Source organism: Synechococcus sp. MIT S9509, from assembly GCF_047303035.1.
GTDB lineage: Bacteria > Cyanobacteriota > Cyanobacteriia > PCC-6307 > Cyanobiaceae > Synechococcus_C.
This window is the reverse complement of sequence record NZ_CP138940.1, coordinates 390,179-416,319: the sequence shown is the minus strand read 5'-3', so window position 1 is coordinate 416,319 and position 26,141 is coordinate 390,179. Positions and strand designations below refer to the sequence as shown.

Here is a 26,141-nt window from a genome sequence, read left to right as displayed (position 1 = left end):
GGATGACCCAAACAGACTCCGGTTGCAGTTCAATTTCAATCCACTCCATCGCTCCTGCCCAGGTCATTCGTGGTTCAGGAGCATGGATTGAGGCTCAGAAATCCCTCTCCAATCTGTTTCGAAATCCGCTTCTCCTTGGCAGAAGCGAGTCAACACAGTTAACTCGATCCAGGCTGTCTCGTGAGCTTAATCAGAGCGGTCTGCGTGTATTTGAGCAGAATCTTGAACACGATTGCTGCGAATTGGATCTGCAAAGGTTGCAAAAAGAGTTCGTCAGGCAGTCGTGTGATGGCGTGATCGCCGCTGGGGGTGGCAAGGTTCTCGACAGCGGGAAACTTCTTGCCGACAGACTTGATGTTCCTTGCGCCACAGTTCCACTCAGCGCTGCAACCTGCGCCGGTTGGACAGCACTCTCGAATCTCTACACCCCAGGTGGAGCCTTCGAGTGTGACCAGACCCTCAAGCGCTGCCCGGACCTCTTGGTTTTCGACCACGACCTGCTGCTGAAAGCGCCTGAACGAACCCTGGCCAGCGGCATCGCTGATGCTTTGGCCAAGTGGTACGAAGCTTCCGTGAGCAGCGGATCGAGTCATGACGGTGTGATTCAACAGGCTGTTCAAATGGCCAGAGTTCTTCGTGATCAGTTGCTGATCGACAGCCTTGATGCCATTCGGGACCCGGGGGGCGAGGCCTGGAAGCGCGTGGTTGATGCCTGCGGGCTGACAGCAGGAGTGATCGGAGGTCTCGGTGGGGCACGCTGTCGCACGGTCGCCGCCCATGCGGTTCATAACGGTCTCACCCAGCTTGAGGATTGCCACACCGTGCTCCACGGAGAAAAAGTAGGCTTCGGCATCCTTGTTCAATTACGGCTGGAGGAGCGTCTGGGTGGCAATCAATTGGCCGGTCAGGCCCATCGCCAGCTGCTGCCCCTGCTTCGGAAGCTGGGACTTCCGGTCAGTCTTGATGACCTCGGGCTTGGCCACGCCACCATCAATCAGCTTCAGCAGGTCTGCCAGTTCGCCTGCAGAGACGGGTCAGACCTCCATCACCTTCCCTTTGAAGTCACGCCAGGTGGGTTGATGGAAGCCCTTGTGGGCGCAGCCGAAACAAGTCAGGCACTGCCTTGAGAGAACTGCTGAATTCCATCAAAGACGAGCTGCTGGATCCGAAGGCCAGAACTCTGATTGAGCAGCTCCAGTGGTGGGAACTGCCTGAACTTGGAATTGAAGAGCCCTTTCCCGTCGCCGTTGTTGGGCAAGGTCCTCCTCTGGTGCTGTTGCATGGCTTCGACAGCAGCTTTCTGGAATATCGGCGACTTGCGCCGCTTCTGAGCCGGCACTTTCAACTCTTCATTCCCGATTTGTTCGGCTTCGGTTTCTCACCTCGTCCATTCGATGCGGTCTACGGTCCTGAAAGTGTGCTGAACCACCTGAATGCCTTGCTGAAACGCCTGCCGAACGACTCCCCATGCGGCTTGATCGGTGCCTCCATGGGGGGAGCAGTCGCCGTGGAAGTGAGCCGCCGTCACCCTCAACGGATCGAAGCTTTGATGCTGCTTGCTCCGGCAGGATTGACCGGCAGACCGATGCCTGTGCCCCCCTTGCTGGATCGCTTCGGTGCCTGGTTTCTCAGTCGCCCTGGAGTGCGTCGAGGTCTTTGCAGGCAGGCCTTTGCTGATCCCGACTCCAATGTGGGGGCAGCGGAGGAGCAGATTGCTTCTCTGCACCTCCAGTGCCCCGGCTGGGCCAGGGCACTGGCGACTTTTGCACGAAGCGGAGGATTCTCCGGATGTGGCACGCCTCTCCCCGATCAGCCCCTGCATGTGATCTGGGGAGCCAATGACAGGATCCTCAGAGCTCCTCAGAAAACAGCAGCGGGTCTCATCCTTCAAGACAAAGTTGAAGAGTTCGAAGCTTGCGGCCATCTCCCGCATATCGATCAGCCCGATCGGGTCGCTGAGCGCTGTCTCAACTGGTTCCAATCCAGGCTTTCCAGCAGTCATTCGTCGGATCCCGTCAGATGATGGGGTCCTGACCCGCCACCGTGGTGCTCAGTTTTCATGCCTCAGACCAGCTCCGGCCCCGTTCTGCAACTCCTGGCCAGCGGTCTTCAACGCTGGGTCCGCAGCCGGTGTGACTCTGTCGATGAGTTGAATCTGGCCCTGCAGGGTTCTGCTGTTGAGTTGCTAAAAGGTCGCCTGAAAGGGGTCTCGCTTGAAGCTCGACGCGTGAGTTTCGACCAGTTGCCGTTGATGCGCGCCGAACTGCAGTCCGGCGAGCTGAAAACACTGTTCCGACCCGGTCAACCCAGCCAGCCTGTGCAGCTCAAGGAGCCTTTCACAATCAGAGGAGAGGTGGTGCTGAGTGGAACTGATCTGAACAAAGCACTTGCCACCGATCGCTGGCGATGGCTGGCTGATCTTCTGGCTGAAAAGTTGATGGGGCTTTCACCTCTGCGGTCCCTTGAGATCGACAACGATCGCCTGGTGCTGACAGCGGAAGTGATCACTGGTACCAAGCCTGTGCAAGGCAGCTTTCATCTCTGCGCTGATCAGGGGACCATTCGTCTGAACAACTGGAAGGCGGAAGGAAAATTTTTGCTGCCGATGGATCCTTCCATCAGGATCAACGACGCTCGGCTTCAGGGAGGTCAGCTGGTGATCAAGGGCGACGCCACGGTCCAACCCTGACACAGTCGAACCCAGACTCCATCAGCACCTGGGCGGTATCACCCCTGCTCGATCACAGGCATCACGAGGGTCACGACGTAAAACACGACAGCTGGCGTGAACAGGTAGCTGTCGATGCGGTCCAGGATGCCCCCATGGCCAGGCAGCGCATCTCCGGAATCCTTCACGCCTGCATCCCGCTTCATCATCGATTCGGTGAGATCACCCACCAGGGCGAAGAGGGCCACGAGCGCTCCGAGAGAACCTCCTGTGAGAGGTCCATAGGGCCACTCCAGCAGTGCACCTCCCAAAACACCGAGCAGAACCGCAGAAGCCAGGCCTCCATAGGCCCCTTCAATGGTTTTGCCTGGGGAGATCGGAGAGAGTGGATGGTGACCGAAGCGGCGACCGATGGCATACGAGCCGATATCACTGGCTACCACCATCAGGCAGGCCATCAGCGTGACCAGCAGACCCGAGCTGACCCAGGTCCACGGAATGTGATTCACCAGTGGAGCGATATCCACTGACTGAAGGTTGCGGAGGCGAAGCCAGTGACTGGGAAGGAACCCCAGATAAAACAGACCGAAGATCGAGGCGGCGATGTCAGCAATCGAACCGGTGACAGGCTGCAGCAGCAACCAACCGCAGATGGCAGCCCCTGAGAGAGGCAGGACCGCACTGGCGAGGGAGGAGGCAATACCTCCATCCACAGACCACTGGGTGCTGATCAGCAGTAACTGACAAGCCACGAGTGTGGTTTTTGTGGCTGGCCGCATGCCTTTGAACTGGGCCATGCGGAAGAACTCCAGCAAACCCAGATGCACGATCACCCCCAGCGCGATCGTGAACCACCAACCACCCAGACCCACAACCACCAGACCAAAAAGACCCACCAGCAACCCGCTGACCAGGCGTTTGTGATCAGCGGCGCGCCGCGTCCTCAAAGCCTTTGCGGTAGTGGCGTCTGAAATCACCTGTCAGATCCCAGGGCCCGTCAGGACAGAACCTTCACCATACCGGGCACCTGATCGGGCCAACGCTGATGCTGAGACTGGAGCCATCGGCATCGATCTGCCGAGATTCTCTCCCCCGGCACAAGCAGGGGAACACCAGGTGGGTAGGGGCAGATCAGCTCAGCGGCGATGTGATCGACGCACTGAGCCAGAGGGCGAATGCAATGGGCACGGCGCTGTGCCTCATCAGGGGTGAGCTCAGGAATCGAGGTGCTCTGCAGCGGCGGATCCGGAATCTGAGTCAGCGGTACACCACCACCCTCAAGAGCCAACGCTCGCCAGATTCTCAGCAGTCGTTTCGCAAGACCCCGATGGCGAGCGAACCCCAGGCAGAACGTGAGGCAAAGAGGCTCAGGTAACTCGGCGATCACGCCCTGACGCATGCAGAGATCATCCGCATCCAGGCCGCTCACACCAAGCTCACCCGTTGCAAGGATCAGTCGCAGGGGATCATCACTGGCGTGGATATGGACCCCACGTCCGCGCAGATCATCCACGAGGTTGATGGCTTCCGATCGACGGTCCTCATAGAGAGATGACCAATGATGCGAGAACAACCAGTTCAGGGTTGTTTCGCATGAAGCCAGCAACAGGGCGCTGGGACTTGTGGTCTGAAGTCTTGCCAGCGAGCGATGCAGCCTTGCGTGGTCGACCCGTTGAGCGCGGTGCCACAGCACTGCAGTCTGCGCCAGACCTGGCGCGGATTTATGCAGGGAATGCACAACCAGATCAGCTCCGGCGGCAAGCGCCGACAAAGGCCTGGACCGCTTGGCAGCAAAAGCCAGATGCGTTCCATGGGCTTCATCCACCATCACCGGCAGCCCCTTGGCATGCAGGAGCTCAATCAGTTCGCGGATCTCAGCGGAATATCCGTGATAGGTGGGGTGAACAAGCACCGCACCGGAAATGGGGCGACCTGGATCAGGCCATGGGTCGAGGCTATGCCGCAGGCCCTCAGCGTTCATCGACCCGGCATGGCCGCGATCAGCAAGAAACGGCACCGGCAGAAAGACCGGCATCACACCCCCCAGCTCGCAGGCAGCGATCAGGCAACGATGGGCATTGCGAGGCAGAAGCACAGCATCTCCCGGCTGCGCCATCGCCAGCAGACCTGCCTGAAGAAGACCTGTGGCACCGTTGACGCCGAACCAACAGTGATCAACCCCCATCGCTTCAGCCAGCTGCGCCTGGCTTGAGGCCACAGCCCCCTGACGCTCGAGCGGTCCACCGATCTCCGGCAACTCGGGCAGATCCCAGCTGCCCGGAGATTGACGCAGCAAACGCCGCAGTCGCGGCGGCAGCGCTGCACCTCGACCATGCACCGGCAGATGCATGGCCAGGCGTCGATCCGGTCGCAAAAGCTCGAGAAGCGACGGCATGAGCGCAGGCAACAGGCGACAGAGTGCTACGTAGACGGTCCGCTGATCTCAGATGGACCTTCTGGTTGCAGCATGGCAATCCCTGATGCTGTCGGCGGTGCTGATCGGTCAGCTCTCCGCAACACAGAGACATCGTCGAGCCTTGAGGAGTCTTTAGGATCGATTCTCCCTAGCACTGCTGGGCGTGGATTCGCTTCGCTACAACCCGGACCGCGATGTCCGATGGCTCCTGTTGCGCCCCTGGATCGGTGTGCCACGCCTGATTCAGATTTTCTGGGCCCTGCTGGGTCTGATTCTGAGTTTGCTGCTGCGCGGCGGCAGCAATGACCCCCGCATTCAGCGCAATCTGGCCCGCACCCTGCTGCGCACGCTGACGAACCTCGGCCCCTGCTTCATCAAGGTTGGACAGGCCCTTTCCACCCGTCCGGACCTGATCCGTCGTGACTGGCTGGATGAGCTGACACGTCTTCAGGACGATCTGCCATCCTTCGACCACGCGATCGCCCTGAAAACGATCGAAACGGAACTGGGCGCTCCTGTTGATCAGCTTTTCGAAGAATTTCCCGACACACCAGTTGCTGCAGCAAGTCTTGGACAGGTCTACAAGGCTCGTGTGGGTCTACAGCGATGGGTCGCAGTCAAAGTTCAGAGGCCGAATCTGACTTTCATCCTGCGGCGGGACATGGTTCTGATTCGCAGTCTTGGCATTCTGGCCGCTCCCTTTCTTCCACTGAATCTGGGCTTTGGACTCGGAGAAATCATTGACGAGTTCGGACGAAGCCTGTTTGAAGAAATCGATTACTGCTGCGAAGCAGACAACGCCAGGCACTTCTCAAGGTTGTTCTCGGACAATGACGCGGTCACCATTCCCGAGGTTGACGAAGCTCTTTCAAGCCGTCGGGTTCTGACCACAAGCTGGATCCAGGGCACCAAACTGCGTGACCCGCAGGAGCTCAAGTCCCAACGCCTCGACCCGTCGGCCCTGATTCGAACCGGCGTGATCAGCGGACTCCAGCAACTTCTGGAGTTTGGTTACTTTCATGCCGATCCCCACCCGGGCAACCTCTTCGCTCTTCCAGGCCGGAGCGGCGACCTCGGACACGTGGCCTACGTGGATTTCGGGATGATGGATTCCATCAGTGACCAGGACCGACTCACGCTGACAGGAGCTGTGGTGCATTTGATCAACCGTGATTTCGAAGCGGTTGCCAGAGATTTTCAGGAGCTCGGCTTTCTTTCCCCCGATGCTGATCTGACACCGATCATTCCCGCACTGGAGGATGCCCTTGGGGGAAGCCTCGGGGATTCGGTCGGTTCATTCAACTTCAAGGCGATCACGGATCGTTTCTCGGAATTGATGTATGACTATCCATTCCGGGTTCCCGCACGCTTCGCGCTGATCATCCGAGCTGTGGTCAGCCAGGAAGGTCTGGCTCTGAGATTGGATCCCGATTTCCGCATCATTGCGGTGGCCTACCCCTATGTGGCCAAGCGGCTGCTCGCCGGCGACACCAGGGAGATGCGAGAGAAGCTGATGGAAGTCATCTTCGACGAGCAGGGAAATCTTCGCGTTGAGAGGCTTGAAAGTCTTCTCGATGTGGTGGGCAACTACTCGGGCGGTCAGAGCAGCGGAGAACTGCTGCCGGTGGCCGGGGCGGGTCTGCGTTTGTTGCTGAGTCGAGATGGTGGAGACCTGCGTCAGCGCCTCCTGCTGACCATGATCAAGAACGACCGCTTGAACATCTCAGATCTGAGAGAGCTCACTGCACTGATGCGGAAGACCTTTGGGCCTCGTCAGATTGCGGAGGGTGTGATGCAACGCCTGAATCCACTGGCGGCATGATTCAGTCCAGTCCCACCGTCGCACCCTGCAGTTGCACCGCGATAATGACTTCTTTAACTCTCTTTCTCTGAAGTATGTCGATCGCGCCCGACACTGCTCCCATTGAGCTCGATCAGGCTCAGATCGACCTTCTGACCGAAGCCTTCGGCGGTCTCAGCATGGATGACATCCTGCTCGACTACGCCAACCTGCAGCAACCGCCCTACGCGATGGCAGGGCTGGGGTTTGCCATCAGCGTGGTTTGCGGACTCACGTTCTCCAGACTCGTACAGAACCGTCTGGACGGTTGGAAGAAGGACAGGTTGCCGTTACTTCCCCTTGGGAATACCGAAACCGTGATGAGTTTCACGGGGATTCTTATTGGTGTCACCTTGTTCATCGGTGGATCACTTCAGATTTTCGGTTTTGCCTCCGGCGCGGCCTATCTCAGTGCACTGGTGCTCTCGATCCTCACAGGTGGAGCTCTCTGGGCTCAGCTTGAGCGCCTGATGACCCAGGTGGAGGCTGGAAACTTCAAGGCGGTGGATTTCGACAACTTCGACGAATTCTTTTAAGTCCGTGCACGTGCGGAGCTGTTGTCAGGCCAACACATAGGCCTCAAGTTGAACATCACCACGACGCAGCATCTCCAGACCTTCACGTTCGAGCTTGCGAGTCCGATCCCGGCTCATTTTCAGAGATTTGGCAATCGCAGTCAGGCTCATGGGGTCTTCACCGTCCATCCCGTAGCGCATCCGCAGCACTCGCTCCTGCAGCTCCGGCAGCTGGCCCAGCAGATCACGCAGATCTCCCTTCAGGCACTCACCCTCCACCTGCTCACTCGGCAGTTCTCCATCTCCCGCCAGCAGATCCAGCAGTTCCGTGTCATCACCATCACCCACCTTCATCTCCAGGCTCACTGGCTGACGCGCACGGCACATCAGGTCCTTCACCTCCTCCTCAGGCAGCTCCACAAATCCCGCCAGTTCCGTCACCGATGGCGTGCGGCCAAGTTCCTGACTCAGTTCACGCTGACCTTTCTTCAGTTTGTTCAGCATCTCCGTGATGTGGATCGGCAAACGGATCGTCCGGCTCTTCTCCGCAATCGCACGCGTGATCCCCTGACGGATCCACCAGTACGCATAGGTGCTGAACTTGTAGCCACGCGTCGGATCGAACTTCTCCACACCACGCACCAGACCGATCGTTCCCTCCTGGATCAGATCCAGCAGTTCCATATTCCGCTTGGTGTATTTCTTGGCAACACTCACCACCAGACGCAGATTCGCCGCCACCATCCGCTCCTTGGCGCGGCGACCCGCCTGCAGCTTGCGCTTCAGTTGCGCTGCACTCAGTCCTGCAGCCTTGGCCAGTTCCGCCGCAGGCACCATCTCTCCTCCACGCTGATCACTCAGCTCCGCTTCCTGCGCCTCCAGATCCATCAGTTCCTGCACCTGACGCCCCAGCGTGATCTCCTGCTGGTGGCTCAGCAGCGGCACGCGACCGATGTCACGCAGATAGGAACGCACCAGGTCCGCATCCGGTAGCAGGGCCAAGGGCGACATCGTCCAATTACGAAACCTATCCGTTTCTTAATTTACCATCGTTCACAGGAGTTTCTCGCTAAGCGAGGCCCAAGCCGAGTTCCCTGATCAGAATGCGGACACTCCTGGAGTCCTCTGTGACCTCAGCAACCGCCAGCAGCAAAACCAACAACAACAGCAGCAACAGCATCAGCACTGCTCACCTTCTGGTGGTTGAAGACGACACCTCCATCAGAGAAACAGTGCAGGAAGCGCTCAGTGCCGAGGGTTTTGAGGTGAGCGCCTGCGGGGATGGGAACGAAGCCCTGGCCATGCTCACCGGAGCGCAAGCCGACAGCATTGATGCACTGGTCCTTGATCTGATGCTTCCGGGGATGGGTGGGCTCGACCTCTGCCGCGAGCTCAGGCAACTCAATAACACCACCCCGATCCTTGTCATCAGCGCCATGGACAGCGAAACCGATCGAGTCCTCGGCCTCGAGGTGGGTGCCGATGACTATCTGGTCAAACCATTCGGGCTAAGGGAGCTGGTGGCCCGATGCCGCGCCCTGCTGCGCCGCTCCCAGGGAATGAGCCCCGAATCCACGGACAGGGATGACGTCATAGAACACGCCAACCTCTGTCTTTACTGCCAGGAATGCAGGGTGACGAGGGACGGAGAGGATCTCAACCTTGCCCCCAAGGAATACAAGATTCTGGAACTGCTGATGCGCAACCCAAAGCGTGTCTGGAGCCGCGATCAACTGCTGGAACAAATCTGGGGCATCGACTTCGTCGGAGACACCAAAACCGTCGACGTGCATATCCGATGGTTGAGAGAAAAAATCGAGACCACTCCCTCCTCTCCTGACCACATCCGAACCGTGCGTGGATTCGGTTATCGATTCGGCTGATTGATGTGAGCTCAGGTGCTTCGTTCATCCTTGGCATCACGTTCGGTGTGATGACCGGCTGGGCGTTGCGCAGCCGCTTCAATCTGAACGCCGCTTCCCGAAGGCACACAGCACAGATCTCGCCGGTGTTGTCCGGTCACTCGCTGAGTACAGCGCAACTGCTGGCCTGGATCGATGCCGCCACTCAGGGATGGATGGTTCTCACACCGGATCTCACCATCGGTTTCATCAACTCAAGAGCAGAACGATTGCTGCAGTTCTCCAGCAATCGGCTCGTGCGCGGACAGGCGCTCGACGACGTTCTCAGCGTGCCTCAGCTTGAAGAGGCGATTGTCAGTGTGCGTTATCAACAACGGCCGCAACGCTGTGAATGGGAGCAGCAGGGTATGCCTCTCGAAGCCATCGTTCTGCCTGGTTCAGACGAGTGGTTGCTGGTCCTCCTCCAGAACAGACAATCGCTGGAAGCACAGCAGGAGCAACAGGAGCGCTGGGTGAGCGATGTCGCCCATGAGCTGAAAACCCCACTCACGGCCCTGATGCTCGTGAGCGATCGACTGGAAACGACAGTCTCAGACGGTGACGGTATTCTTGTTGAGCGCCTGCAGAGGGAACTCAGACGTCTGCAATTGTTGGTGGAGGATTTGCTGGAGCTCTCCAGGCTGGAGAACATCCTTCCCCATGAGCAGGGAGACTACTCACCGGTCAATCTTGAAGAACTGGTTGAGGCAGCCTGGAACAGCATCCGCCCGCTTGCAGATCAGCGCGAAGTGAGGCTCTCCATCAACACGCAAGATCCAGGACCACTTCTGGGAGACCAACGCCGATTGCATCGAGCCGTCCTCAACTTGCTCGACAACGCCTTGCGCTTTTCCCCTCGAGGAAGCAGCGTTGACGTGAAGATCCTCCCCAGTGGGGGGTGGTGGCTGGTCTGCGTCAGGGACCATGGACCTGGTCTGAGCGAAAGCGATCTCAGCAGCATGTTCCAGCGCTTCTACCGAGGCGACGCATCCCGCGCCCGTTCCAACCGAGGCGGCAGCGGACTCGGACTGGCCATCGTCCAACAGATCGCCGTGAACCATGGAGGCCGGGTCCAGGCCAGCAATCATCCTGAAGGTGGCACATCGATTGAACTGCTGCTGCCCCGCGGTGACCACTGAGAGAAAACCAAGCTCAATGCGCCAGAGACTTCAGAAACTGATGTCAGCCGCGGGACACTGCTCAAGGCGTCAGGCCGAACAACTGCTGCGCCAGGGTCGCGTTGAAGTCAACGGAACGATCGCAGGACTTGGGGATCAGGCAGATCCGGAGACGGATCTGATCTGCGTGGATGGCACGCCCTTGGCCAAGGGCGCTGCGGATCGGGTCCTGTTGCTCAACAAGCCTCCAGGCGTGATCAGCAGCTGTCACGACCCTCAGGGGCGAGACACCGTGCTGGATCTCATCCCCTCTGAGCTCAGGCGGGGACTGCATCCGGTTGGGCGTCTGGATGCCGACAGCCGGGGGGCTCTTCTACTGAGCAATCAGGGAGAACTCACTTTGAAGCTCACCCACCCCCGCTATGCCCACAGCAAGACCTACAGGGTGACAGTGACTGGAACACCTGATCCAACGACTCTGGAACGATGGAGTCAAGGGGTGGAACTGGATGGCTCTCGCACCCTTCCTGCCTGCGTGAGACTGCTCAGGAGTGAACCTGAACAAAGCACGCTGGAAGTGATCCTGCGCGAAGGACGCAACCGTCAGATCCGCCGAATTGCCTCGCTTCTCGGTCACTCCGTGATCGACCTACAGCGGGTAGCGATCGGTGGACTTGCGCTTGGATCCATTGCAGAGGGGTGCTGGCGCGAACTGTCCAGGCAAGAATGGCGAAGCCTGATCAGTTCTCAGGCAGGCGAGGCGTAAACGGCCATGGCACTGTTCAAACGTTCCTTCCCATGGCGCTGGCGGCGAAGGCGTCAAAGTGAGGCCAATGCAACGGATCCTCCGTCCAACGCTGCCCCTCTGATCGAAGCTGGACAACGTCTGAAACAGCACCGTGAACAATGTGGGCTGAGCCTGCGAGATCTCTCCAGGGAGGTCCGAATCACCACACCCGTACTGGAGGCACTGGAAAGGGGCTGGTCAGATCGCCTGCCGGAGCCTGCTTACCTCGTGGCCATGCTGCAGCGGCTTGAGCAGTACCTCCAGCTTGAGCCCAGGAGCCTGAGCGGAGCACTGCCTGAAGACTGTTTTCAGCAGCGACTCCCGCAGACAGGGCGGCGATCACGCTTCACGCTCGGAAGTATCGACATCTTCACAACCTGGCAGGGGAGTCTCGTTTACATCGTTGTCATCACCGCGTCCCTGCTCGCGTTGAATCAACAGCAACGGCAACTGGCGATCGACAACACCAAGTCCTTCACGCCCATTCCTCTGAGTCTTCAGCAGGATTCCGATCCACTGCTGCAAGGCCTGCGACCACTGGCTGAGCTCCGATCGCGGCAGACGAGCGAATCGGCGGCGAAGCTCCTCAGCGACCAACCACTGCCTGGGGTGCTTGAAGTGACCCTTCAGCAACCGAGCACCCTGACGCTCAGCAGTGAAGGAGGCGATCGCAGTTCTCTCAAAGGGGCAACCGGAACGCTCACCCTTCAGCTGCTGCCACCACTACAGCTCAACATTCAACCGGCACCCGCTGCAGGGGATGTTCGATGGGACGGGCTTCCGCAGAAAGCGCTGAATAATCAACCAGGCATCTACCGCCTTGACCAGACTTCAGCGCGCAATCCATAGCCCTGAAGTGCTCCCGCAACCGAGTCGTCAAAAACCGGGAGACGCCAGTTCCAGTTGCCTCCAACCGTCCCTGGCGTATTGAAACGGGCCGCATCATCGAGGTGCAGCAGATCCTGCAGTGGTGCCACCACCAGCTGGGCGCTTGAAGACAGGCCCAGCTCGAGCAACTGCCAGCCAGGGGCTTCAACCGGGCAATTCAGACACCTGGCAAACCGAGCACGGGAGTCGTCATCAAGCCGTTGCCACCAACCCAGACTGGTTGGGTTGTCGTGTGTTCCTGGATAAACCACCCATCCGGTGCCATGGATGTTGGACGGAAGGTACGGGTTGTGCGGATTGCCATCGAAAGCGAACTGAAGCACCTTCATCCCGGGCAGACGAAAGCGATCACGCAAACGCTCGACATCCGGAGTGATCACTCCAAGGTCTTCAGCCACCAGAGGTAACAATCCGCCTGCATCCCGGCGAAGGCAACTGAGCAGCTCTCGCCCGGGGGAACGTCGCCAGGCCCCGTTCATGGCCGTGGTGTCACCCCCTGGAACAGACCAGTAGGACGCCAGCGCCCGAAAGTGATCCAGCCTCAGTCGGTCTGCAAGCTGCCACTGACGCCGCAGTCGATCTCTCCACCAGCGAAAGCCGGTGCTGCGATGTCGGGACCAGCGATAAACCGGTGTTCCCCACAGCTGTCCTGTCTCAGAGAAATAATCAGGAGGTACACCACTTTGTTCTCGAAGTCGTCCGTCCGCCGCAATGGAAAACAAACTGCGATGGCTCCAGACATCAGCACTGTCGCGGGCCACATAGAAGGGAAGATCTCCGAGGATCTCCACCGAAAGCTCATTGGCAAGCTTGCGCAGCCGCATCCATTGACGGCTCAGATGCCACTGCAGCAGCTCCTGCTCAAGAAGACGATTCTGATGCGCTTCACGCCACTCTCCTAAAGCGTTCTGATCATGAACTGCCAGCTCCCGAGGCCATTTCCACCAGGGAAGCCCCTCATGCTGCTCCCGCAGCACCATGAATGCTGCATGGTCCTGAAGCCAGCGGGACTGATCCCGTCGCCATCGCTCAAAGGCCGCGTGATGTGAGTGCGACACCTGGTCCCAGCTTCGGCACAATTGCCTGGCGAGACATGAGGCACGCCTGTCTGCGAGGGAAAAATCAACTTCAGCACAGCCAGCTTCAGCACCGGGCAGCGCCTGCAGATCCCCGGATTGCAGAAATCCCTGGTCACTGAGATCCTTCGCATCCAGCAGCCAGGGATTGATGGCGAAACTGGAGGGAGAGCTGTAGGGGGAACCCGTCCCGTCCGGAGGTGACAGGGGCAAGATCTGCCACAGTCCGATGCCGTTTTCAGCCAAAGCCTGGATCCAGGAACGAGCGGAAGCCCCCAAAGCCCCGCAGACAACCGAACCTGGCAGTGCTGTCGGATGCAGCAGAACGCCGACACGACGTCGCAACAGAGAAGTTCGTGTCACGCGTGACTCGCTTTCACTGGCAACGACATCACTTCAGAAGAGGGCGGCATCCCCGAGGTCCTGGCCGTCCATGCCATCACGCACAACGCGTTCAAAAAACTGCTCCAGGGTGTCCTTGCCGTAGGAAGGCGTCGCCGCACTGTCGTATTGCTGACGCTGTTCGTCCCACACAAGCATTGACTCCCCAGCGTAGTAGCGGCCGATCTTTCCAAATTCAGCCGTGTCTTCAAGTGAAGGAAACTTTCCCGAGAGAAACTCAAGACATCCAACAGGAACATCCATCAATGCAATCGGAAGCGAAATCATCCAGGGTTTTTTTCCTAATGCCCTGAATAACAGTTCTCCCTGCTGTCGAGCACTTAAGGCCTCACCAGGACCCCCTATGGGAAGGATCTGATTGATCTTGTTTTGATCAATCACACAATCACAGATATAGGAAGCCAGATCAGACTCACTGATTGGCTTGCAGCTCGCCAGTTCGCCATCTCCGAACATCACGTATGGGGCACCTTTGCGGCAACTTTCAACCTGTGCTCCCAGACTCTTGAAAAAAGCCGTCGGGCGAACGATCGAGTAGCTCACTTCAGAGGCGCCTTTGCGGAGCTCAGCCTCAAGAGCAAGTTTCGCCTTCTGAAATTCCAGCAGTGGTTTTTGCACACAGATTGCTGAAAGAAGAACAAAGTGCGAAAGCCCAGCCTTCCTTCCCTGCTGGTAAGTGTTGAACGTGGCCTCATAATCGATTGCCCAGGAGTCCTTCCGTCCACCGGTACGTGATGCAAGGCAACTGACCACCACATCCACAGGGTGATCGAAGGCATTGCGAGCAAGGGAATCAACCTTGGTCACGTCACCGAAACGAACCTCCGCCCCGGCGAAATCAGCCCTCACGCTGTCCTGGTCCTGACGGCCGCCGACACCACTCCGCTCGCGCGCGAAGGCGACAACGTCATATCCCCGTGCGATCAGCTCCTTGACCACGAAACGGCCGATGTATCCAGTGGCTCCAAAGACCACAACGCGCACCTGGTCAGGAGAACGGTCACGAAAGTCATCGTTCAGAAGCATGGGCATGGGGTCGACACCATCCATTATTCGCTTAGAACCAGGCGAGACTCTGACTCAGTTCTGGAGGATTCGGCGCAATGACGGACGAGGGACCGACCGGTGATCCTTCACCGAGCCGATCGAAGCGATGGCTCGGGAGCAATCCATTCAGAACGATCCTGAGAGTTGCTGCTGCTGTGGCGGGAGCCGGCCTCATCGCAACAGGACTGGCGACCATCTGGCCGGAACCAGACCCGATGGCGGCGGAACCACCTGCAGCGGATGACCCTTCCAGCCTGGGGCCGCTTCCAGAACGTCCAGTCATGGTGTTGATGGTGGGAATCGATGCCGATGGCATCAATGATCCAGATAACAAGGCCGCTCCGAAGGGACCACCGAATGCCGACAGTCTGATGCTGGTTCAGATCAGCGCCGGGGAACCATTGCAGGTGCTGCAGCTGCCGACAGAGCTGGCGGTGAATCTGCCTGGAAGCGAGACACTTCAGTCGCTCGCTGATGCCTATCAGCAAGGCGGCGTGGCCCTGACAGCCGATGTGATCGCCGAAGTGGTGGGATTGGAAGAGGGGGAGCCCGAACGGTTCGTGGTCATGACACGTCAGGCCCTCCGCAGTCTTGTTGATGGCTTGGGTGAAGTGGAAGTCACTCTCAATCAGTCCTACGAGCACAAGGACAAAGCACAGAACTACAGCGTGAACCTCCAGGCAGGACGCCAGACACTGAACGGCCGCCAGGCCGAACAACTTGCCCGCTACAGACCTGAACCGAAGCAGGATGCTGACCGGCGCAGCCGGCAGCAGAGGCTCGTGCAGGGAATCCACGAGCAGCTGCTTCAACCGAATGCGATCGCCCTACTGCCCAGTGTGATTGGAGAAGTCAGCACACAGATGGAAACGGACCTTACGGTCACGGAAATCATGAGCCTGACAGCTGCAGCACTGAGCAGTGATCAGCCCCCTGTGATCAGCCAGCTGAAACTGGCACCCAGAACAGGGCAACAACTGCTGCGGGAACTCAAACCGAACCAGCAGCTCCCTCTCTGGCCATCAACAGCTGACGTTGCTTCAGACAACTGATCACACCTCTCGGGTCATCATCAGGACCCTGCAGACATCCACACCAAGGAAGACCATCGGTCCGTCGTGCAGGCGCATCCCAGTCGCCACCGAGTTGAACCAGTCCCAACAGGGAGAGGTTCAATTCTCTGGCGAAGGCCACGAACGCTGGGACAAGGCCAGGGAAGCGGCCATCAGATCGTGGCTCCGCCAGCATCAGAACTGGAATTCTCCAGGACGCGAGAGCATCGATCCAGCTGCCCTCACAGCTTTCATCAACACCAACATCACCATTGAGACTCAGCAGAGTCAAGCCGCTGGAATCGCTGATCTCTGATGTGAGGTGACCGAGCATCGGGTGGGGAGAACGACTGCAGCTCTCTTCAAGGAGAACAGCGCCGATCTCGGCAGCAAGAGAGCGACAGGCTGCGGACATCTGCAGCTCAGGCAAAGCGCCGGCGCCGATGACAACCAGAAGGTTCTGAGACATTCGGGAACCCTAAGAGGCCCGCTTCAGGAGTCGGCCATGAATCACGGGACCACGCACCTCTACGATCAGAAAACCAGTTTCTCGTTCGCGGGCATCGTGACCGGATTCCTGACTGCAGCCCGCGCCGAACAGGAAAAGATTCAGCACGATACCCGGCGTCTACGACTTTTCACAGGAACGTCAAATCCTGCGCTCTCCCGCGAAATCGCCGCCTACCTGGGCGTGCCCGATGGCCCAAGAGTCTGCAAACGCTTCGCTGACGGAGAGCTTTATGTTCAGATTCAGGAGTCCATCCGTGGCTGCGACGTTTTTCTGATCCAGCCCACCTGCGCCCCGGTGAATGATCACCTGATGGAGCTGCTGATCATGGTGGATGCCTGTCGACGCGCCTCCGCCCGTCAGGTCACTGCTGTTGTTCCGTACTACGGCTATGCCCGCGCGGACCGAAAAACAGCAGGGCGTGAATCGATCACCGCGAAACTGACCGCCAATCTGCTGGTGACCTCCGGCGTTGATCGGGTTCTGGCGATGGATCTCCACTCCGCTCAGATCCAGGGTTACTTCGACATTCCCTGTGATCACATCTACGGCTCACCAGTGCTTGTTGATTACCTGTCCGACCAGGATCTTGGAGAAGTGGTCGTGGTGTCACCCGATGTGGGAGGCGTCGCCAGGGCCAGAGCCTTTGCCAAACAGATGAATGATGCGCCTCTGGCCATCATCGACAAGCGGCGTACAGGTCACAACATGGCTGAAAGCCTCACTGTGATTGGTGATGTGCACGATCGGACCGCCGTATTGATCGACGACATGATCGACACCGGCGGCACAATCTGTGCCGGTGCTCGTCTCTTGCGTGAAAAGGGTGCGAAACGGGTGATCGCCTGCGCCACGCATGCCGTGTTCTCTCCCCCGGCGGCGGAGCGTCTCTCGGTGGATGGTCTGTTTGAGCAGGTGGTCGTGACCAACTCCATTCCAATTCCTTCAGACCGCATGTTCCCGCAGCTGCAGGTGCTGTCGGTCGCGAACATGCTGGGAGAAGCGATCTGGCGCATTCATGAAGAGAGCTCCGTCAGTTCGATGTTCCGCTAGGGCAACTTCAGCAGACCTGAGATATTCAGTCACGGAGGTTCGACGGTCGACAACGCTGATTGAAAATCACCGATCTGGGTCGACCCAAACATCCGATCCAGCTCAGACCAAGCAGGAGCTGTCAGAGCCTGACCCTGGCCATTGATCCTCCATGCATCAGGAGCATGGAGACCAGAAACGAGCGAATGGCCACCGAGCGATCCGTTCAGAGAGACCGAAAGCCGGTGTCTTTGAAGAAGCATCAGACTTTGACAACAGCGAAGAAGAAATTCAGGAAGCAGCGATAAGGATCTCATTCACAATGTTTTCTTTTTATCTCTATCGCTGAAAGGAGGTACGCCTCCACTGACGTCATTGCTGCCGTCATTGCATGAACAATCCAACTGTGAAATCAACCGCTGGAACACAAACACATCGTCCCTGACAACTGGTTCATGCACTGAACTACCGAGAAAAATGAGAGAAAGCTCTGAAGCTTCAAGGCAGGGCCAGACCTGCACGGGCATCAAGGGGCACAACAATGCAGTGACAACCCAACCAGTCAGCGACTTCAACACCAGTTCGGAATTTCCCATCGCTGAAGAGTTCAGCCTGATCTACATGGCTAGCTTTTGAGAACTCATGAATTCTCATGAGTTCTCAAGCAAACAACAAAACAGCCAACTCTGATTAATCATTCAGGTCATGATCAGTGATCAAGTTGCAGCACCAAGAGTGCTTGGCCTGTTTGGCCTTGCAATGATCAATATCGTTGCCATCGCCAGTCTTCGCGATCTCCCACAGATGGCAAGCTATGGCGTTGGGGCCATTTTTTTCTATGTGTTAGCCGCGCTCGTCTTTTTCGTGCCGGTCTCTTTGGTAGCAGCGGAGTTGGCAACAGCGTGGCCCGAACGGGGAGGCGTCTATATCTGGGTAAGAGAAGCTTTTGGAAAACGCTGGGGCTTTGTTGCCGTTTTTCTGCAATGGTTTCAGAACCTTTGCTGGTTTCCAGTTGTACTCACCTTTGGAGCCGCATCACTGGCCTATGCCATCGCGCCTGGAGATTCCGAAGCACTGGCCAATAACAAAACCTTTATTGTCAGCATCGTTCTCACTACTTATTGGGCTGCAGTTCTTTTTAACTTCCGAGGCCTCTCAGGTTCAGCAAAATTAAGCGCCCTCGGTGCTTTCTCTGGTGTATTTATTCCTGGCATAACACTGATCATCTTGGCAGGAGTTGGGCTGGCGACAGGCTATCCATCACGATTGCTAGAGAATGGCAACCAGGTCATTCCAGATATCAGCAAGTTTTCCAATATCACTTTTGCAGTCAGTGTCTGGCTTGCTTTTGCCGGGATGGAAATGACCGCCGCCCACGCGCGCGAAGTCAAATCACCAGGCAGAAACTTTCCGCTAGGAATCATGCTTGCGGCGATGATCATATTGACTATTTTTATTCTTGGTGCTCTTTCAATTGCAACAGCTCTGGCTCCAGGCGAATACGAACTGCAAAGTGGAGTGATCAAAGCGCTCAAGCACATGCTGAGTCGCTACAAACTTGACGGGTGGGCTCGGCTGTTTGCACTTGGGATGGCATTGGGTGTTTTCGGAAGCGTCAATGCCTGGATCGTTGGACCCAGCAAAGGCATGCTGGCTTCAACTGAAGACGGCGCTTTGCCGCCAACTCTGCTGAAAGTGAACCAGAACAACGTGCCAACTCATATCCTGCTGATTCAAAGTGCAGTTGTCTCAATCATCTGCTTGGCATTTCTATTACAACCAACAGTCGCTTCGGCCTATTTCATGATTAGCGTTCTGACCATTCAGATGTATCTTTGCATGTACGTGATGATGTTCCTTGCCGCCTTGAGACTAAGGCAAAAACATCCAAATCATTCAGGCAGATTTCGCATCCCCGGAGGTAAATTTGGCCTGTGGAGCACTTGCATCATAGGAGGCCTTGGTTCACTTTTTGCAATCATCCTTGGCTTCTTTCCCCCTGACCAACTTGAGAGTTCCGGAATCAATTCTCAATCCTTCATTTTGTTTTTAGCCGCAGGATTATCAGTGGCAATAGCATCTCCGCACCTGATAGGCTTCAGGAGGCAGAGTCGACATGCACATCAAGAGTAAGCAACACCAATACCGACTCAGCTACTCCCCGATTTTTACGCTTCAAGCCAGCCAATATCGAAGTATTGACCCCTTCAAAATTCATCTTGACATTCAAACACAATTCATGCACTTGAAAGAGGTTAATCCCATCAATCTCTGCAAACAGCAAGCAAGCATTTATCGAATTGAAATCCATCGATAACTTTCAATGAAGTCAAAGCAACGATAAAAATGGTGACTGGTATCTCGCTGTCAGATCATATCTGTGGCATTGAACGAATGCGGCATCTGATCTCCACAAGCAACCTCAGACTTCCATCACACCTCATCCGAGGCCTGGATCCATATGCTGAATCCCTGTTCTCTTTGCTTCTCAAACACTCGCGCAAAAAAGTGCTTGGCGTTATCGATCGCCGCACACTCAACACATGCGCAACGATGCTCTGGCGAAGAGAACTGTCATCCCTGTCAGCCAACCCGCAAGTGAAGAAGAAGACAGTCCCAAACAAATTCGTAGCGGAAGCATCCATCCAGTGCGAGGGTTTGCAACGTTTTCGGAGGCTCCTCAGCGAGCTAGAACACTGACCATGAACCCCCTCGTCCGATCGAAAACGTCCTGAGATGAAGAGGGTTGACAATCATTGTTCCGTTGACTCATTGACCCGAGTTCAGCAGCAACGTCGCCGAAATGCTGCAGGGGTGGCGGCTTGGTTGCTGTGCCTGTGTGCAGCAGTGCCGGCATCAGCACAGCTTCCCAGCGCGCAGCCAAGACGAACGCTGGGGGTCTGGTTGACCAACAGTCCGAGCGGTCTTTACTACGACCGTCAGGCCCTCATCCGAGCCATGGATGAACTCAAAGCCGCAGGATTCAACGCCATCTATCCCAATGTATGGAGCCGCGGCACCACCTTTCATCGCAGTCGCTTCGCGCCGGTTGAACCGGCATTGAAAAAAGCAGGGACCCAACTTGATCCCATCTGCACCCTGAGTCAGCAAGCCCGCAAGCGAGGGATGAAAGTCATTCCATGGTTTGAGTACGGCCTGATGGAGCCTTCTGATTCGACCATCGTGAGTCAGAACCCTGAATGGGTGTTAGCTCATGCAGACGGAAACACCGTCATGACGATGCATGGCAAAAAAATGGTCTGGCTCAACCCGGCTCATCCAGAAGTGCGTGAACGTTTCGTCGGTTTGGTGGTGGAGGTGATGAAACGCTGCAGGATGGATGGTCTTCAACTTGATGACCACTTCGCATGGCCTGTGAAACTCGGATACGACCGTTACACCAGTGCTTTATACGAAAATGAAACAGGCGCACCACCTCCCAAGGATCACACCAATCGTTACTGGATGACCTGGAGACGGCGACAACTGACTGGTTTATTAAGGGAATTGCGGGAACGCCTCGAGAAAGAATCACTGCCGAAACGAATCAGTCTTTCACCGGGGCCGTTTCGGTTTGCGTACAACCACTGGCTGCAGGACTGGGAACTGTGGGCGGTGGGAGAGCTGATCGATGATCTTGTCGTGCAGAACTATGCCTATTCACTCAAGGGGTTTGCCAAGGATCTCAATCAGCCCGCATTACGCAAAGCGCGTCAATGGGGATTGCCAGTACAGATCGGAGTTCTTGCTGGTTTCGGGAAGAGAACCACACCCATTCCTGTTCTTGCAGAAAAGACAAGACTCAGCAATGAGCAGGGCTATGGAGTGATTTACTTCTACTGGGAAGGATTGTGGGGAGAACATTCCGGCAAGGAAGGTGCTGCATTCAGAAAAAAAGCCCTGCAAAAACTGGGTACAAATAATAATTGATAGAGACGCAGAAATAATCCAAAATTCATAATAAAACCAACTCATTAAAGGTCGATCAAGCCAACTCAAGCATCAAATTTAACAGGAAAAATCTATATCTCAGAAGCACAAAATGTACACTGAGTGCTCAACGCATCAAAAACCACACAGCGACAGCACCGATTCCAACCCCTTTGAAGAACTGAATCCAGGTCAAGCTGTAAGTGTCGAGTTGGAACATTCTCATCATCAGATTAAGGAGCTCTTTATGCTTGCGAATCAGGAAAAAACCTTCGGAAGCATTGAGTTGCTGAATCTGTTTTAACTGAATACGACCGAGTTTTGCCACTTGCACATGATTAATCAAGTCATCATAGAACGGTCGTGGGGCGTGAGTCATCAGCAGAACTTGAGCTCTTCAGGCAATGGAGTGTGCCCTGGGCAACTCCATTGCCTATTCACGCCGTACACAGCAATGAAGGGTTCAGCTTGACTGAATCACTGTATTGAGCATGGCTTGACTTCTCTTCACAGGTGCAGATCCATACCTCAGATCCGATTGCTTCGAAGCATTCCAGACTGAGTGGATTGAATCGCACCTTCAGATCCAGAAAAGTTTTACTCTCAATACATGAAGGATCCAAACCTCATCGTGAGACAACTCATCAGAGAACTTCGCGAAGAGATGTCCGATGCTGCAAGAGAACTGCGCAACCGAGCTGCCTGGGATCTGCAGTGCCCTTTGATTGTCGTTGATGCCAGAGAGCGCCCCATGCGAGTCCTGAAAACTTCAGTGCGAGGCCTCACTGGAACGATCACAACAAGCAATGTGATCGACGATCCACTGATTCGCACGTTTCTCAGACGTCATCGGGAGATCGGAGGCGAAAAAGCCCTCGCTGAATTCATGAGCGGGCCAGTTGCAACACGGTTCTCCATCCTTTGGGATCGTTATACCGACGAATATCGTCATCATGGAAACGCTGTTTGGTCGTATACCGATGCAGCGAAATTCGCAGTTAAATCCAGGCAATGTTTTGAAAAAGGAGAGATTGCCTGCGTGGCTATCACCGAGGGAAACGAGACAGAAGATCACGGAGTTCTCACTTTTTCCATTGACTCCGACTGGCTCTCCTGAAACAGGTGTATCCACAACATTGAATTGTCTTCCGACAGAATGAACGAGTTAGTCCGACTGGGACCTGGCCAAGAACACGCATGACATCGAATCGAGCTCGTCTGGACGTATTGGTTTCTGAGTGCCGACACACATTCGTGGAAGCGGCTATGCAACTGAATGCTGTCAGCACCTGGAGCTTCTCCTGTCCTTGCGTCGTTATCGACGGTCGTACGGATCAAATCAAAGCGGAGGTGATCGGTGTTGGCAGCATCGGCAACCTGGTGCCGACCTCGGCAGCCATCGACAGCCCCGAAGTCAAGGAGTGGCTTCGGATCGCCACAGAAAAAAGCCCCGAAGTGGCCTTCGCAATGATGCTCAATGGCGACGAGGAACGCGCTGCACGATTCAACGAGGCTTACGAACGGTTGATCGAGGAACGTCGAAACGGAATCAAAGGCCTCTGGTCTGCCGATGATCTCTGTTCATTTGTCTCCAGAAGTCAGGCTGCCTTCCCAAAGGCCGTGAGCGCAATTGCATTATTACCGGGGAAAAAAGGTCAAAGCCACAGCATTCTCACATTTGAAAGTGACATCACATCCTTGCTGTCTTAATGATCACGAATTAACCAAAGCAGCTGCACCATCAGCAGTAAATTTCCACAATAAAAACAGCAAAAATCACAGCTCTAAAGCTCACTTCTATATGGACTGAACTCTTTAAAAACAGCTTCAGCTTCATGAAAATCTTGATCCTGCCTCAAAAAGAAGAGCTGAGCATTCCACCAGTCCCAGGTGTCTTCGTGAATGTCTTTCTTGAAGAGATGCTCAAGAGTTTCGCTGCCCATACCCCTATTACGATTGATTGCAAACTAAAGAGCCTCACTCCACAGTCAATTGAGTTTCACAGGGCGTAACGCGTTAACAGGAGAAAACCGGAAAGACTCCGCCGGGTGATGATTGCTACTGAGCATTCAGCGTGCTGTAGTTCCTGAAGGATCAAAAAAGATTTCGTGTGAGCAATTCAAGGGTTTTAGGAGTCGCGCTGCGAGAACGAAACATTGATCTCATCCAACTTTGAAACAGCAGCTCATGCGTCCATCAACGTCACCACCTCACGGGTGTTCGTTGACAGATCGGCAGCGGCCAATCTTGACAATGCCAGCTTCACAGCAGCCTGACGTTCACTGCCATAGGTGCGCCAACGACTGAACACCTTGGCCAGACGAGACGCTGTGATGGCATTGCGCTGATCCACAGCAATGATCTGTTCGGCCATGAATTGATATCCGCTTCCATCGAGAGCATGAAATACACGGGGATTGCTCGCTAATCCGCCAAGCACGGCACGAACGGAATTGGGTGCCATCGGGTCATAGCGAGGATGTCTCAAGAGAGAGGCAATCCTCTCAAGAGAATCAGACCGCGGTGTTGATGCTTCCAGCGAAAACCAGGTATCGAAAATCACTGGACGCTCCTGCCATCGATCGTGAAACGAGTTCAAAGCCTGGTCGCGCTCGACACAGTCGATGGGCTGCAATGCCCGCAGTCCGGCACGAGCCAAAGTCATCGAAGGGCCATGAACTGCCTGAGCGGCGTCGGAGAGGGCCTTGGGGTCTCCGGCAGCGGCAAGCCAACTCCAGACCAGACCGGTGAGCTGTCGCTCGCCCTGGCCTTCAGGCCAGGAGTGGCCAAGACCCTTCGCGACTCCAGCAAGTCTCGACATCAACATCGTAGCCAGCTGATGTCCGAAGCTCTCTCTCAGTTCACAGAGTGCCCGCTCAAGCGCAGGAGGGTCGGCTTCTCTCTGCAGTGACTCAAGCTCGGCGAGGCCAGGAAAAGCCAGAAGCGTTGCCAGCACCGATGGATCCTGTTCGCCGTTGTCAGAAAGCAGCTGGCGAAGTGAATCAAGCATCCTTGACTCCAGCCCTGATTCAGGAGTTCCCTCAGCGCGGTGAAGGATCAGTTGCTTCCAGAGTTGCTGACCGGCATCCCAGCGCGCAAAAGCATCATCGTCTCTGGCAAACAGCACGAACAGATCGTCCGTGGTTTGGCCTGCATCCCAGGTCACCGGAGCTGAAAAACGACGGAAGACTGAAACAACCGGTGGCTGCGCAGCAGGAGGCAACCCTTCCAACACAACAGTTGCTTCGTCCTGATCAAGCACCATCAGACGCTCTTCCCCGGCACCTCCATCGGGTTGCAGGACCGACCAGAGCACTGGAATCACAAGCGCTTGCTTGCTCTCCTGCCCGGGGGTGGGAGCCGTGGACTGCTGCAGCGTCAGGCTCAGACGACCGTCACTTGCATCCCAGTGAGTCTTCACCGACACATGAGGTGTTCCCGCCTGGTGATACCAACGTCGGAATTGCTCGACATCAAATCCGAGGGGCAGACCATCCGCTCCTGCACCATCCACAACCGCCGCAACGAAATCCTCCGTTGTTGCAGCTTCTCCGTCATGCCGCTTGAAAAAAACGCTCATGCCCCGCATGAAACGTTCAGACCCCAGCAGCGTCCTCAACATGCGTATCAGTTCCGCGCCCTTTTCATAAATCGTTGTTGTGTAAAAGTTATCAATGGCCTGATAGGAATCAGGCTTCACCGGATGAGCTGTTGGGCCAGCATCTTCACGGAACTGCGTATTACGAAGCATCGCTGCATCTTCGATACGCTTCAGAGGCTCGGAATGAAGATCGGCTGTGAAGCACTGATCGCGAAACACCGTGAGCCCTTCTTTCAGCGACAACTGAAACCAATCACGACAGGTGATTCGGTTGCCGGACCAGTTATGAAAATACTCGTGTCCAACAACACTTTCAATCCGTTCTAATTCTCCATCCGTTGCGGATTCAGCATCGGCTAAAACCAGTTTTGAATTAAAAATATTAAGACTTTTATTCTCCATTGCACCCATGTTGAAATGACGTACGGCGACGGTATTGAACTCATCAAGGTCGTACTCAAGTCCATAAACGGATTCATCCCATTCCATGGAACGCTTCAAAGACTCCATGGCATGGGCGGTGAAGGGCTCATCACCAGCTTCCACGTGTAAACGGAGAGTCACCTCCCGTCCGGTGGCGGTCACGTAACGGTCCCTGATCTCACGCAGATCGCCAGCCACAAGCGCAAACAGATAAGAGGGCTTGGGGAAGGGGTCTTCCCAGACAACCTCATGACGAGAGGCATCGTCAGCCAGAACTGATGCACTGACCTCATTACCATTCGAGAGCAGCACGGGGAAACGTTGTCGATCAGCCTCAATGCGTACCCGATAACGACTCAGAACATCAGGACGGTCAGGATGAAAGGTGATGCGTCGAAAACCCTCCGCCTCGCATTGAGTGGTGAGCATTCCGCCGCTTTCATACAAACCTTCAAGTGAAGTGTTGGCCTGAGGATCAAGACGACTGACAGTTCTCAGCGTGAAGGGCTGGGTCGGCGGTTCAAAGATTTCCAGCAGATCCTCATCCAATCGATAAGAGCCGGTCTCCAGTGCCTGCCCATCAAGAGTGATTGAGATCAACTCAAGATCAACTCCGCGCAAGACCAGTGGAATGGAGGCTTCTCGATCAACAGGTTCCAGTTGCAGATCAGCAGTCACCTGAACTGAATCAGGCTGATCCACCACCACATTCAGCTGAACCCTAGGAATAAGAAAAGGAAACGGCTGGTAGTCACACAAGCGCTTGGGAGGTGCGACCCCTGCCCAGGCGACGCTTGACTCAGGAGATGCGGTGGAAACCATGGGCTGCTGTCGCTCCACTCATCCTGACTTGCTAAACCAGCTTGTGAGGGAAAAACAAGCACAAACATCTGGAATCACGAGTCTCGTGTCGCATCAAAGCGAGCATTGGAACGTC

25 protein-coding genes are annotated in these 26,141 nt (G+C 56.0%); 15 read left to right on the top strand and 10 right to left on the bottom strand.

All coding sequences use genetic code 11. The features are described from left to right. The first annotated feature begins 2 nt into the window (after window positions 1–2). From SIB73_RS02370 to SIB73_RS02360, 3 genes are read left to right on the top strand one after another with little or no spacing between them, the layout of a single operon-like run. On the top strand, window positions 3–1,127 hold the full coding sequence (locus SIB73_RS02370) for an iron-containing alcohol dehydrogenase family protein (protein ID WP_413403241.1): 1,125 nt from the start codon (window positions 3–5) through the stop codon (window positions 1,125–1,127). Next, entirely contained in the window at window positions 1,124–2,023 is a 900-nt protein-coding gene (locus SIB73_RS02365; RefSeq protein ID WP_413403242.1) for an alpha/beta fold hydrolase, read from the top strand. The genes SIB73_RS02370 and SIB73_RS02365 overlap by 4 nt, the downstream gene beginning before the upstream one ends. Window positions 2,024–2,059: 36 nt before the next feature. Further along, window positions 2,060–2,689: a DUF2993 domain-containing protein gene (locus SIB73_RS02360; protein WP_413403244.1), complete on the top strand. Its 630-nt coding sequence runs from the start codon at window positions 2,060–2,062 to the stop codon at window positions 2,687–2,689. 38 nt (window positions 2,690–2,727) lie between these two features. On the opposite strand, the gene SIB73_RS02355 is transcribed toward SIB73_RS02360, so the two are convergent. Both SIB73_RS02355 and SIB73_RS02350 read right to left on the bottom strand, forming a co-directional pair. Continuing rightward, complete coding sequence (locus SIB73_RS02355; RefSeq protein ID WP_413403246.1) at window positions 2,728–3,645, bottom strand: phosphatidate cytidylyltransferase; 918 nt, start codon at window positions 3,643–3,645, stop codon at window positions 2,728–2,730. A 20-nt stretch (window positions 3,646–3,665) separates the two neighbouring features. Further along, window positions 3,666–5,063 carry a lysine decarboxylase gene (locus SIB73_RS02350; protein ID WP_413403247.1) on the bottom strand — a complete coding sequence of 466 codons (1,398 nt, stop codon included), beginning with the start codon at window positions 5,061–5,063 and terminating at the stop codon, window positions 3,666–3,668. 184 nt (window positions 5,064–5,247) lie between these two features. On the opposite strand from SIB73_RS02350, the gene SIB73_RS02345 reads away from it, so the two are divergent. After that, window positions 5,248–6,906, top strand: a complete 1,659-nt coding sequence (locus tag SIB73_RS02345; protein ID WP_413403249.1) for an ABC1 kinase family protein — start codon at window positions 5,248–5,250, stop codon at window positions 6,904–6,906. A 74-nt stretch (window positions 6,907–6,980) separates the two neighbouring features. Next, window positions 6,981–7,460: a hypothetical protein gene (locus SIB73_RS02340; protein ID WP_413403251.1), complete on the top strand. Its 480-nt coding sequence runs from the start codon at window positions 6,981–6,983 to the stop codon at window positions 7,458–7,460. Window positions 7,461–7,484: 24 nt separating this feature from the next. Here SIB73_RS02340 and SIB73_RS02335 read toward each other — a convergent pair whose 3' ends face one another. Continuing rightward, a complete protein-coding gene (locus SIB73_RS02335) occupies window positions 7,485–8,450 on the bottom strand; it encodes an RpoD/SigA family RNA polymerase sigma factor (protein ID WP_413403253.1) in 966 nt (321 codons plus the stop codon). Between the two features lie 92 nt (window positions 8,451–8,542). Between SIB73_RS02335 and SIB73_RS02330 the strand changes: the two genes are divergently transcribed. The 4 genes from SIB73_RS02330 to SIB73_RS02315 are packed head-to-tail and all read left to right on the top strand — an operon-like array spanning window position 8,543 to window position 12,094. Beyond that, window positions 8,543–9,322 carry a response regulator transcription factor gene (locus SIB73_RS02330; protein WP_413439698.1) on the top strand — a complete coding sequence of 260 codons (780 nt, stop codon included), beginning with the start codon at window positions 8,543–8,545 and terminating at the stop codon, window positions 9,320–9,322. Beyond that, window positions 9,322–10,479, top strand: a complete 1,158-nt coding sequence (locus SIB73_RS02325) for a sensor histidine kinase (RefSeq protein ID WP_413406490.1) — start codon at window positions 9,322–9,324, stop codon at window positions 10,477–10,479. The genes SIB73_RS02330 and SIB73_RS02325 overlap by 1 nt, the downstream gene beginning before the upstream one ends. Window positions 10,480–10,495: 16 nt before the next feature. Beyond that, window positions 10,496–11,224, top strand: a complete 729-nt coding sequence (locus SIB73_RS02320) for a pseudouridine synthase (protein ID WP_413406492.1) — start codon at window positions 10,496–10,498, stop codon at window positions 11,222–11,224. A 6-nt stretch (window positions 11,225–11,230) separates the two neighbouring features. Further along, entirely contained in the window at window positions 11,231–12,094 is an 864-nt protein-coding gene (locus SIB73_RS02315; RefSeq protein ID WP_413403256.1) for a helix-turn-helix domain-containing protein, read from the top strand. On the opposite strand, the gene malQ is transcribed toward SIB73_RS02315, so the two are convergent. Beyond that, window positions 12,058–13,572 (bottom strand): 4-alpha-glucanotransferase, encoded by a 1,515-nt coding sequence (malQ, locus tag SIB73_RS02310; RefSeq protein ID WP_413403258.1) that lies wholly within the window; start codon window positions 13,570–13,572, stop codon window positions 12,058–12,060. The two genes, SIB73_RS02315 and malQ, sit on opposite strands and share 37 nt — an antisense overlap. 33 nt (window positions 13,573–13,605) lie before the next feature. Further along, a complete protein-coding gene (locus SIB73_RS02305; RefSeq protein ID WP_413439697.1) occupies window positions 13,606–14,661 on the bottom strand; it encodes an NAD(P)-dependent oxidoreductase in 1,056 nt (351 codons plus the stop codon). Between the two features lie 53 nt (window positions 14,662–14,714). On the opposite strand from SIB73_RS02305, the gene SIB73_RS02300 reads away from it, so the two are divergent. Continuing rightward, window positions 14,715–15,710: an LCP family protein gene (locus SIB73_RS02300; RefSeq protein ID WP_413403262.1), complete on the top strand. Its 996-nt coding sequence runs from the start codon at window positions 14,715–14,717 to the stop codon at window positions 15,708–15,710. On the opposite strand, the gene SIB73_RS02295 is transcribed toward SIB73_RS02300, so the two are convergent. Continuing rightward, window positions 15,649–16,179, bottom strand: coding sequence for a hypothetical protein (locus SIB73_RS02295; protein ID WP_413403263.1), 531 nt, complete (start codon window positions 16,177–16,179; stop codon window positions 15,649–15,651). The genes SIB73_RS02300 and SIB73_RS02295 overlap by 62 nt on opposite strands. A gap of 96 nt (window positions 16,180–16,275) precedes the next feature. Between SIB73_RS02295 and SIB73_RS02290 the strand changes: the two genes are divergently transcribed. Then, window positions 16,276–17,271, top strand: a complete 996-nt coding sequence (locus tag SIB73_RS02290) for a ribose-phosphate pyrophosphokinase (RefSeq protein WP_413406493.1) — start codon at window positions 16,276–16,278, stop codon at window positions 17,269–17,271. A 296-nt stretch (window positions 17,272–17,567) separates the two neighbouring features. Here the strand turns inward: SIB73_RS02290 and SIB73_RS02285 are convergent, their stop codons facing one another. Next, entirely contained in the window at window positions 17,568–17,846 is a 279-nt protein-coding gene (locus SIB73_RS02285) for a hypothetical protein (RefSeq protein ID WP_413403265.1), read from the bottom strand. Window positions 17,847–17,955: 109 nt separating this feature from the next. Here SIB73_RS02285 and SIB73_RS02280 point away from each other — a divergent pair, with 109 nt between their 5' ends. Both SIB73_RS02280 and SIB73_RS02275 read left to right on the top strand, forming a co-directional pair. Continuing rightward, a complete protein-coding gene (locus SIB73_RS02280) occupies window positions 17,956–19,383 on the top strand; it encodes an amino acid permease (RefSeq protein WP_413403267.1) in 1,428 nt (475 codons plus the stop codon). A gap of 702 nt (window positions 19,384–20,085) precedes the next feature. Beyond that, window positions 20,086–21,180 (top strand): glycoside hydrolase family 10 protein, encoded by a 1,095-nt coding sequence (locus tag SIB73_RS02275; protein WP_413406495.1) that lies wholly within the window; start codon window positions 20,086–20,088, stop codon window positions 21,178–21,180. 127 nt (window positions 21,181–21,307) lie between these two features. Here SIB73_RS02275 and SIB73_RS02270 read toward each other — a convergent pair whose 3' ends face one another. Continuing rightward, window positions 21,308–21,559 (bottom strand): hypothetical protein, encoded by a 252-nt coding sequence (locus tag SIB73_RS02270; protein WP_413403269.1) that lies wholly within the window; start codon window positions 21,557–21,559, stop codon window positions 21,308–21,310. Window positions 21,560–21,790: 231 nt separating this feature from the next. Here SIB73_RS02270 and SIB73_RS02265 point away from each other — a divergent pair, with 231 nt between their 5' ends. After that, a complete protein-coding gene (locus SIB73_RS02265) occupies window positions 21,791–22,297 on the top strand; it encodes a hypothetical protein (protein ID WP_413439696.1) in 507 nt (168 codons plus the stop codon). A gap of 80 nt (window positions 22,298–22,377) precedes the next feature. Further along, a complete protein-coding gene (locus tag SIB73_RS02260; RefSeq protein ID WP_413403273.1) occupies window positions 22,378–22,890 on the top strand; it encodes a hypothetical protein in 513 nt (170 codons plus the stop codon). A 74-nt stretch (window positions 22,891–22,964) separates the two neighbouring features. Here SIB73_RS02260 and SIB73_RS02255 read toward each other — a convergent pair whose 3' ends face one another. Beyond that, window positions 22,965–23,123, bottom strand: coding sequence for a hypothetical protein (locus SIB73_RS02255; protein ID WP_413403275.1), 159 nt, complete (start codon window positions 23,121–23,123; stop codon window positions 22,965–22,967). A gap of 242 nt (window positions 23,124–23,365) precedes the next feature. Beyond that, window positions 23,366–26,026, bottom strand: coding sequence for an aminopeptidase N (pepN, locus tag SIB73_RS02250; RefSeq protein ID WP_413403276.1), 2,661 nt, complete (start codon window positions 26,024–26,026; stop codon window positions 23,366–23,368). Between the last annotated feature and the right edge of the window lie 115 nt (window positions 26,027–26,141).

Coding starts and splice junctions, on each gene's coding strand:
- SIB73_RS02370 (WP_413403241.1), top strand. CDS start 3: ATGACCCAAACAGACTCCGGTTGCAGTTCAATTTCAATCCACTCCATC.
- SIB73_RS02360 (WP_413403244.1), top strand. CDS start 2,060: ATGCCTCAGACCAGCTCCGGCCCCGTTCTGCAACTCCTGGCCAGCGGT.
- SIB73_RS02350 (WP_413403247.1), bottom strand. CDS start 5,063: ATGCCGTCGCTTCTCGAGCTTTTGCGACCGGATCGACGCCTGGCCATG.
- SIB73_RS02340 (WP_413403251.1), top strand. CDS start 6,981: ATGTCGATCGCGCCCGACACTGCTCCCATTGAGCTCGATCAGGCTCAG.
- SIB73_RS02335 (WP_413403253.1), bottom strand. CDS start 8,450: ATGTCGCCCTTGGCCCTGCTACCGGATGCGGACCTGGTGCGTTCCTAT.
- SIB73_RS02330 (WP_413439698.1), top strand. CDS start 8,543: ATGCGGACACTCCTGGAGTCCTCTGTGACCTCAGCAACCGCCAGCAGC.
- SIB73_RS02320 (WP_413406492.1), top strand. CDS start 10,496: ATGCGCCAGAGACTTCAGAAACTGATGTCAGCCGCGGGACACTGCTCA.
- SIB73_RS02315 (WP_413403256.1), top strand. CDS start 11,231: ATGGCACTGTTCAAACGTTCCTTCCCATGGCGCTGGCGGCGAAGGCGT.
- SIB73_RS02305 (WP_413439697.1), bottom strand. CDS start 14,661: ATGGATGGTGTCGACCCCATGCCCATGCTTCTGAACGATGACTTTCGT.
- SIB73_RS02300 (WP_413403262.1), top strand. CDS start 14,715: ATGACGGACGAGGGACCGACCGGTGATCCTTCACCGAGCCGATCGAAG.
- SIB73_RS02295 (WP_413403263.1), bottom strand. CDS start 16,179: ATGTCTCAGAACCTTCTGGTTGTCATCGGCGCCGGCGCTTTGCCTGAG.
- SIB73_RS02285 (WP_413403265.1), bottom strand. CDS start 17,846: ATGGGAAATTCCGAACTGGTGTTGAAGTCGCTGACTGGTTGGGTTGTC.
- SIB73_RS02280 (WP_413403267.1), top strand. CDS start 17,956: ATGATCAGTGATCAAGTTGCAGCACCAAGAGTGCTTGGCCTGTTTGGC.
- SIB73_RS02270 (WP_413403269.1), bottom strand. CDS start 21,559: ATGACTCACGCCCCACGACCGTTCTATGATGACTTGATTAATCATGTG.
- SIB73_RS02265 (WP_413439696.1), top strand. CDS start 21,791: ATGAAGGATCCAAACCTCATCGTGAGACAACTCATCAGAGAACTTCGC.
- SIB73_RS02260 (WP_413403273.1), top strand. CDS start 22,378: ATGACATCGAATCGAGCTCGTCTGGACGTATTGGTTTCTGAGTGCCGA.
- SIB73_RS02255 (WP_413403275.1), bottom strand. CDS start 23,123: ATGGGCAGCGAAACTCTTGAGCATCTCTTCAAGAAAGACATTCACGAA.
- pepN (WP_413403276.1), bottom strand. CDS start 26,026: ATGGTTTCCACCGCATCTCCTGAGTCAAGCGTCGCCTGGGCAGGGGTC.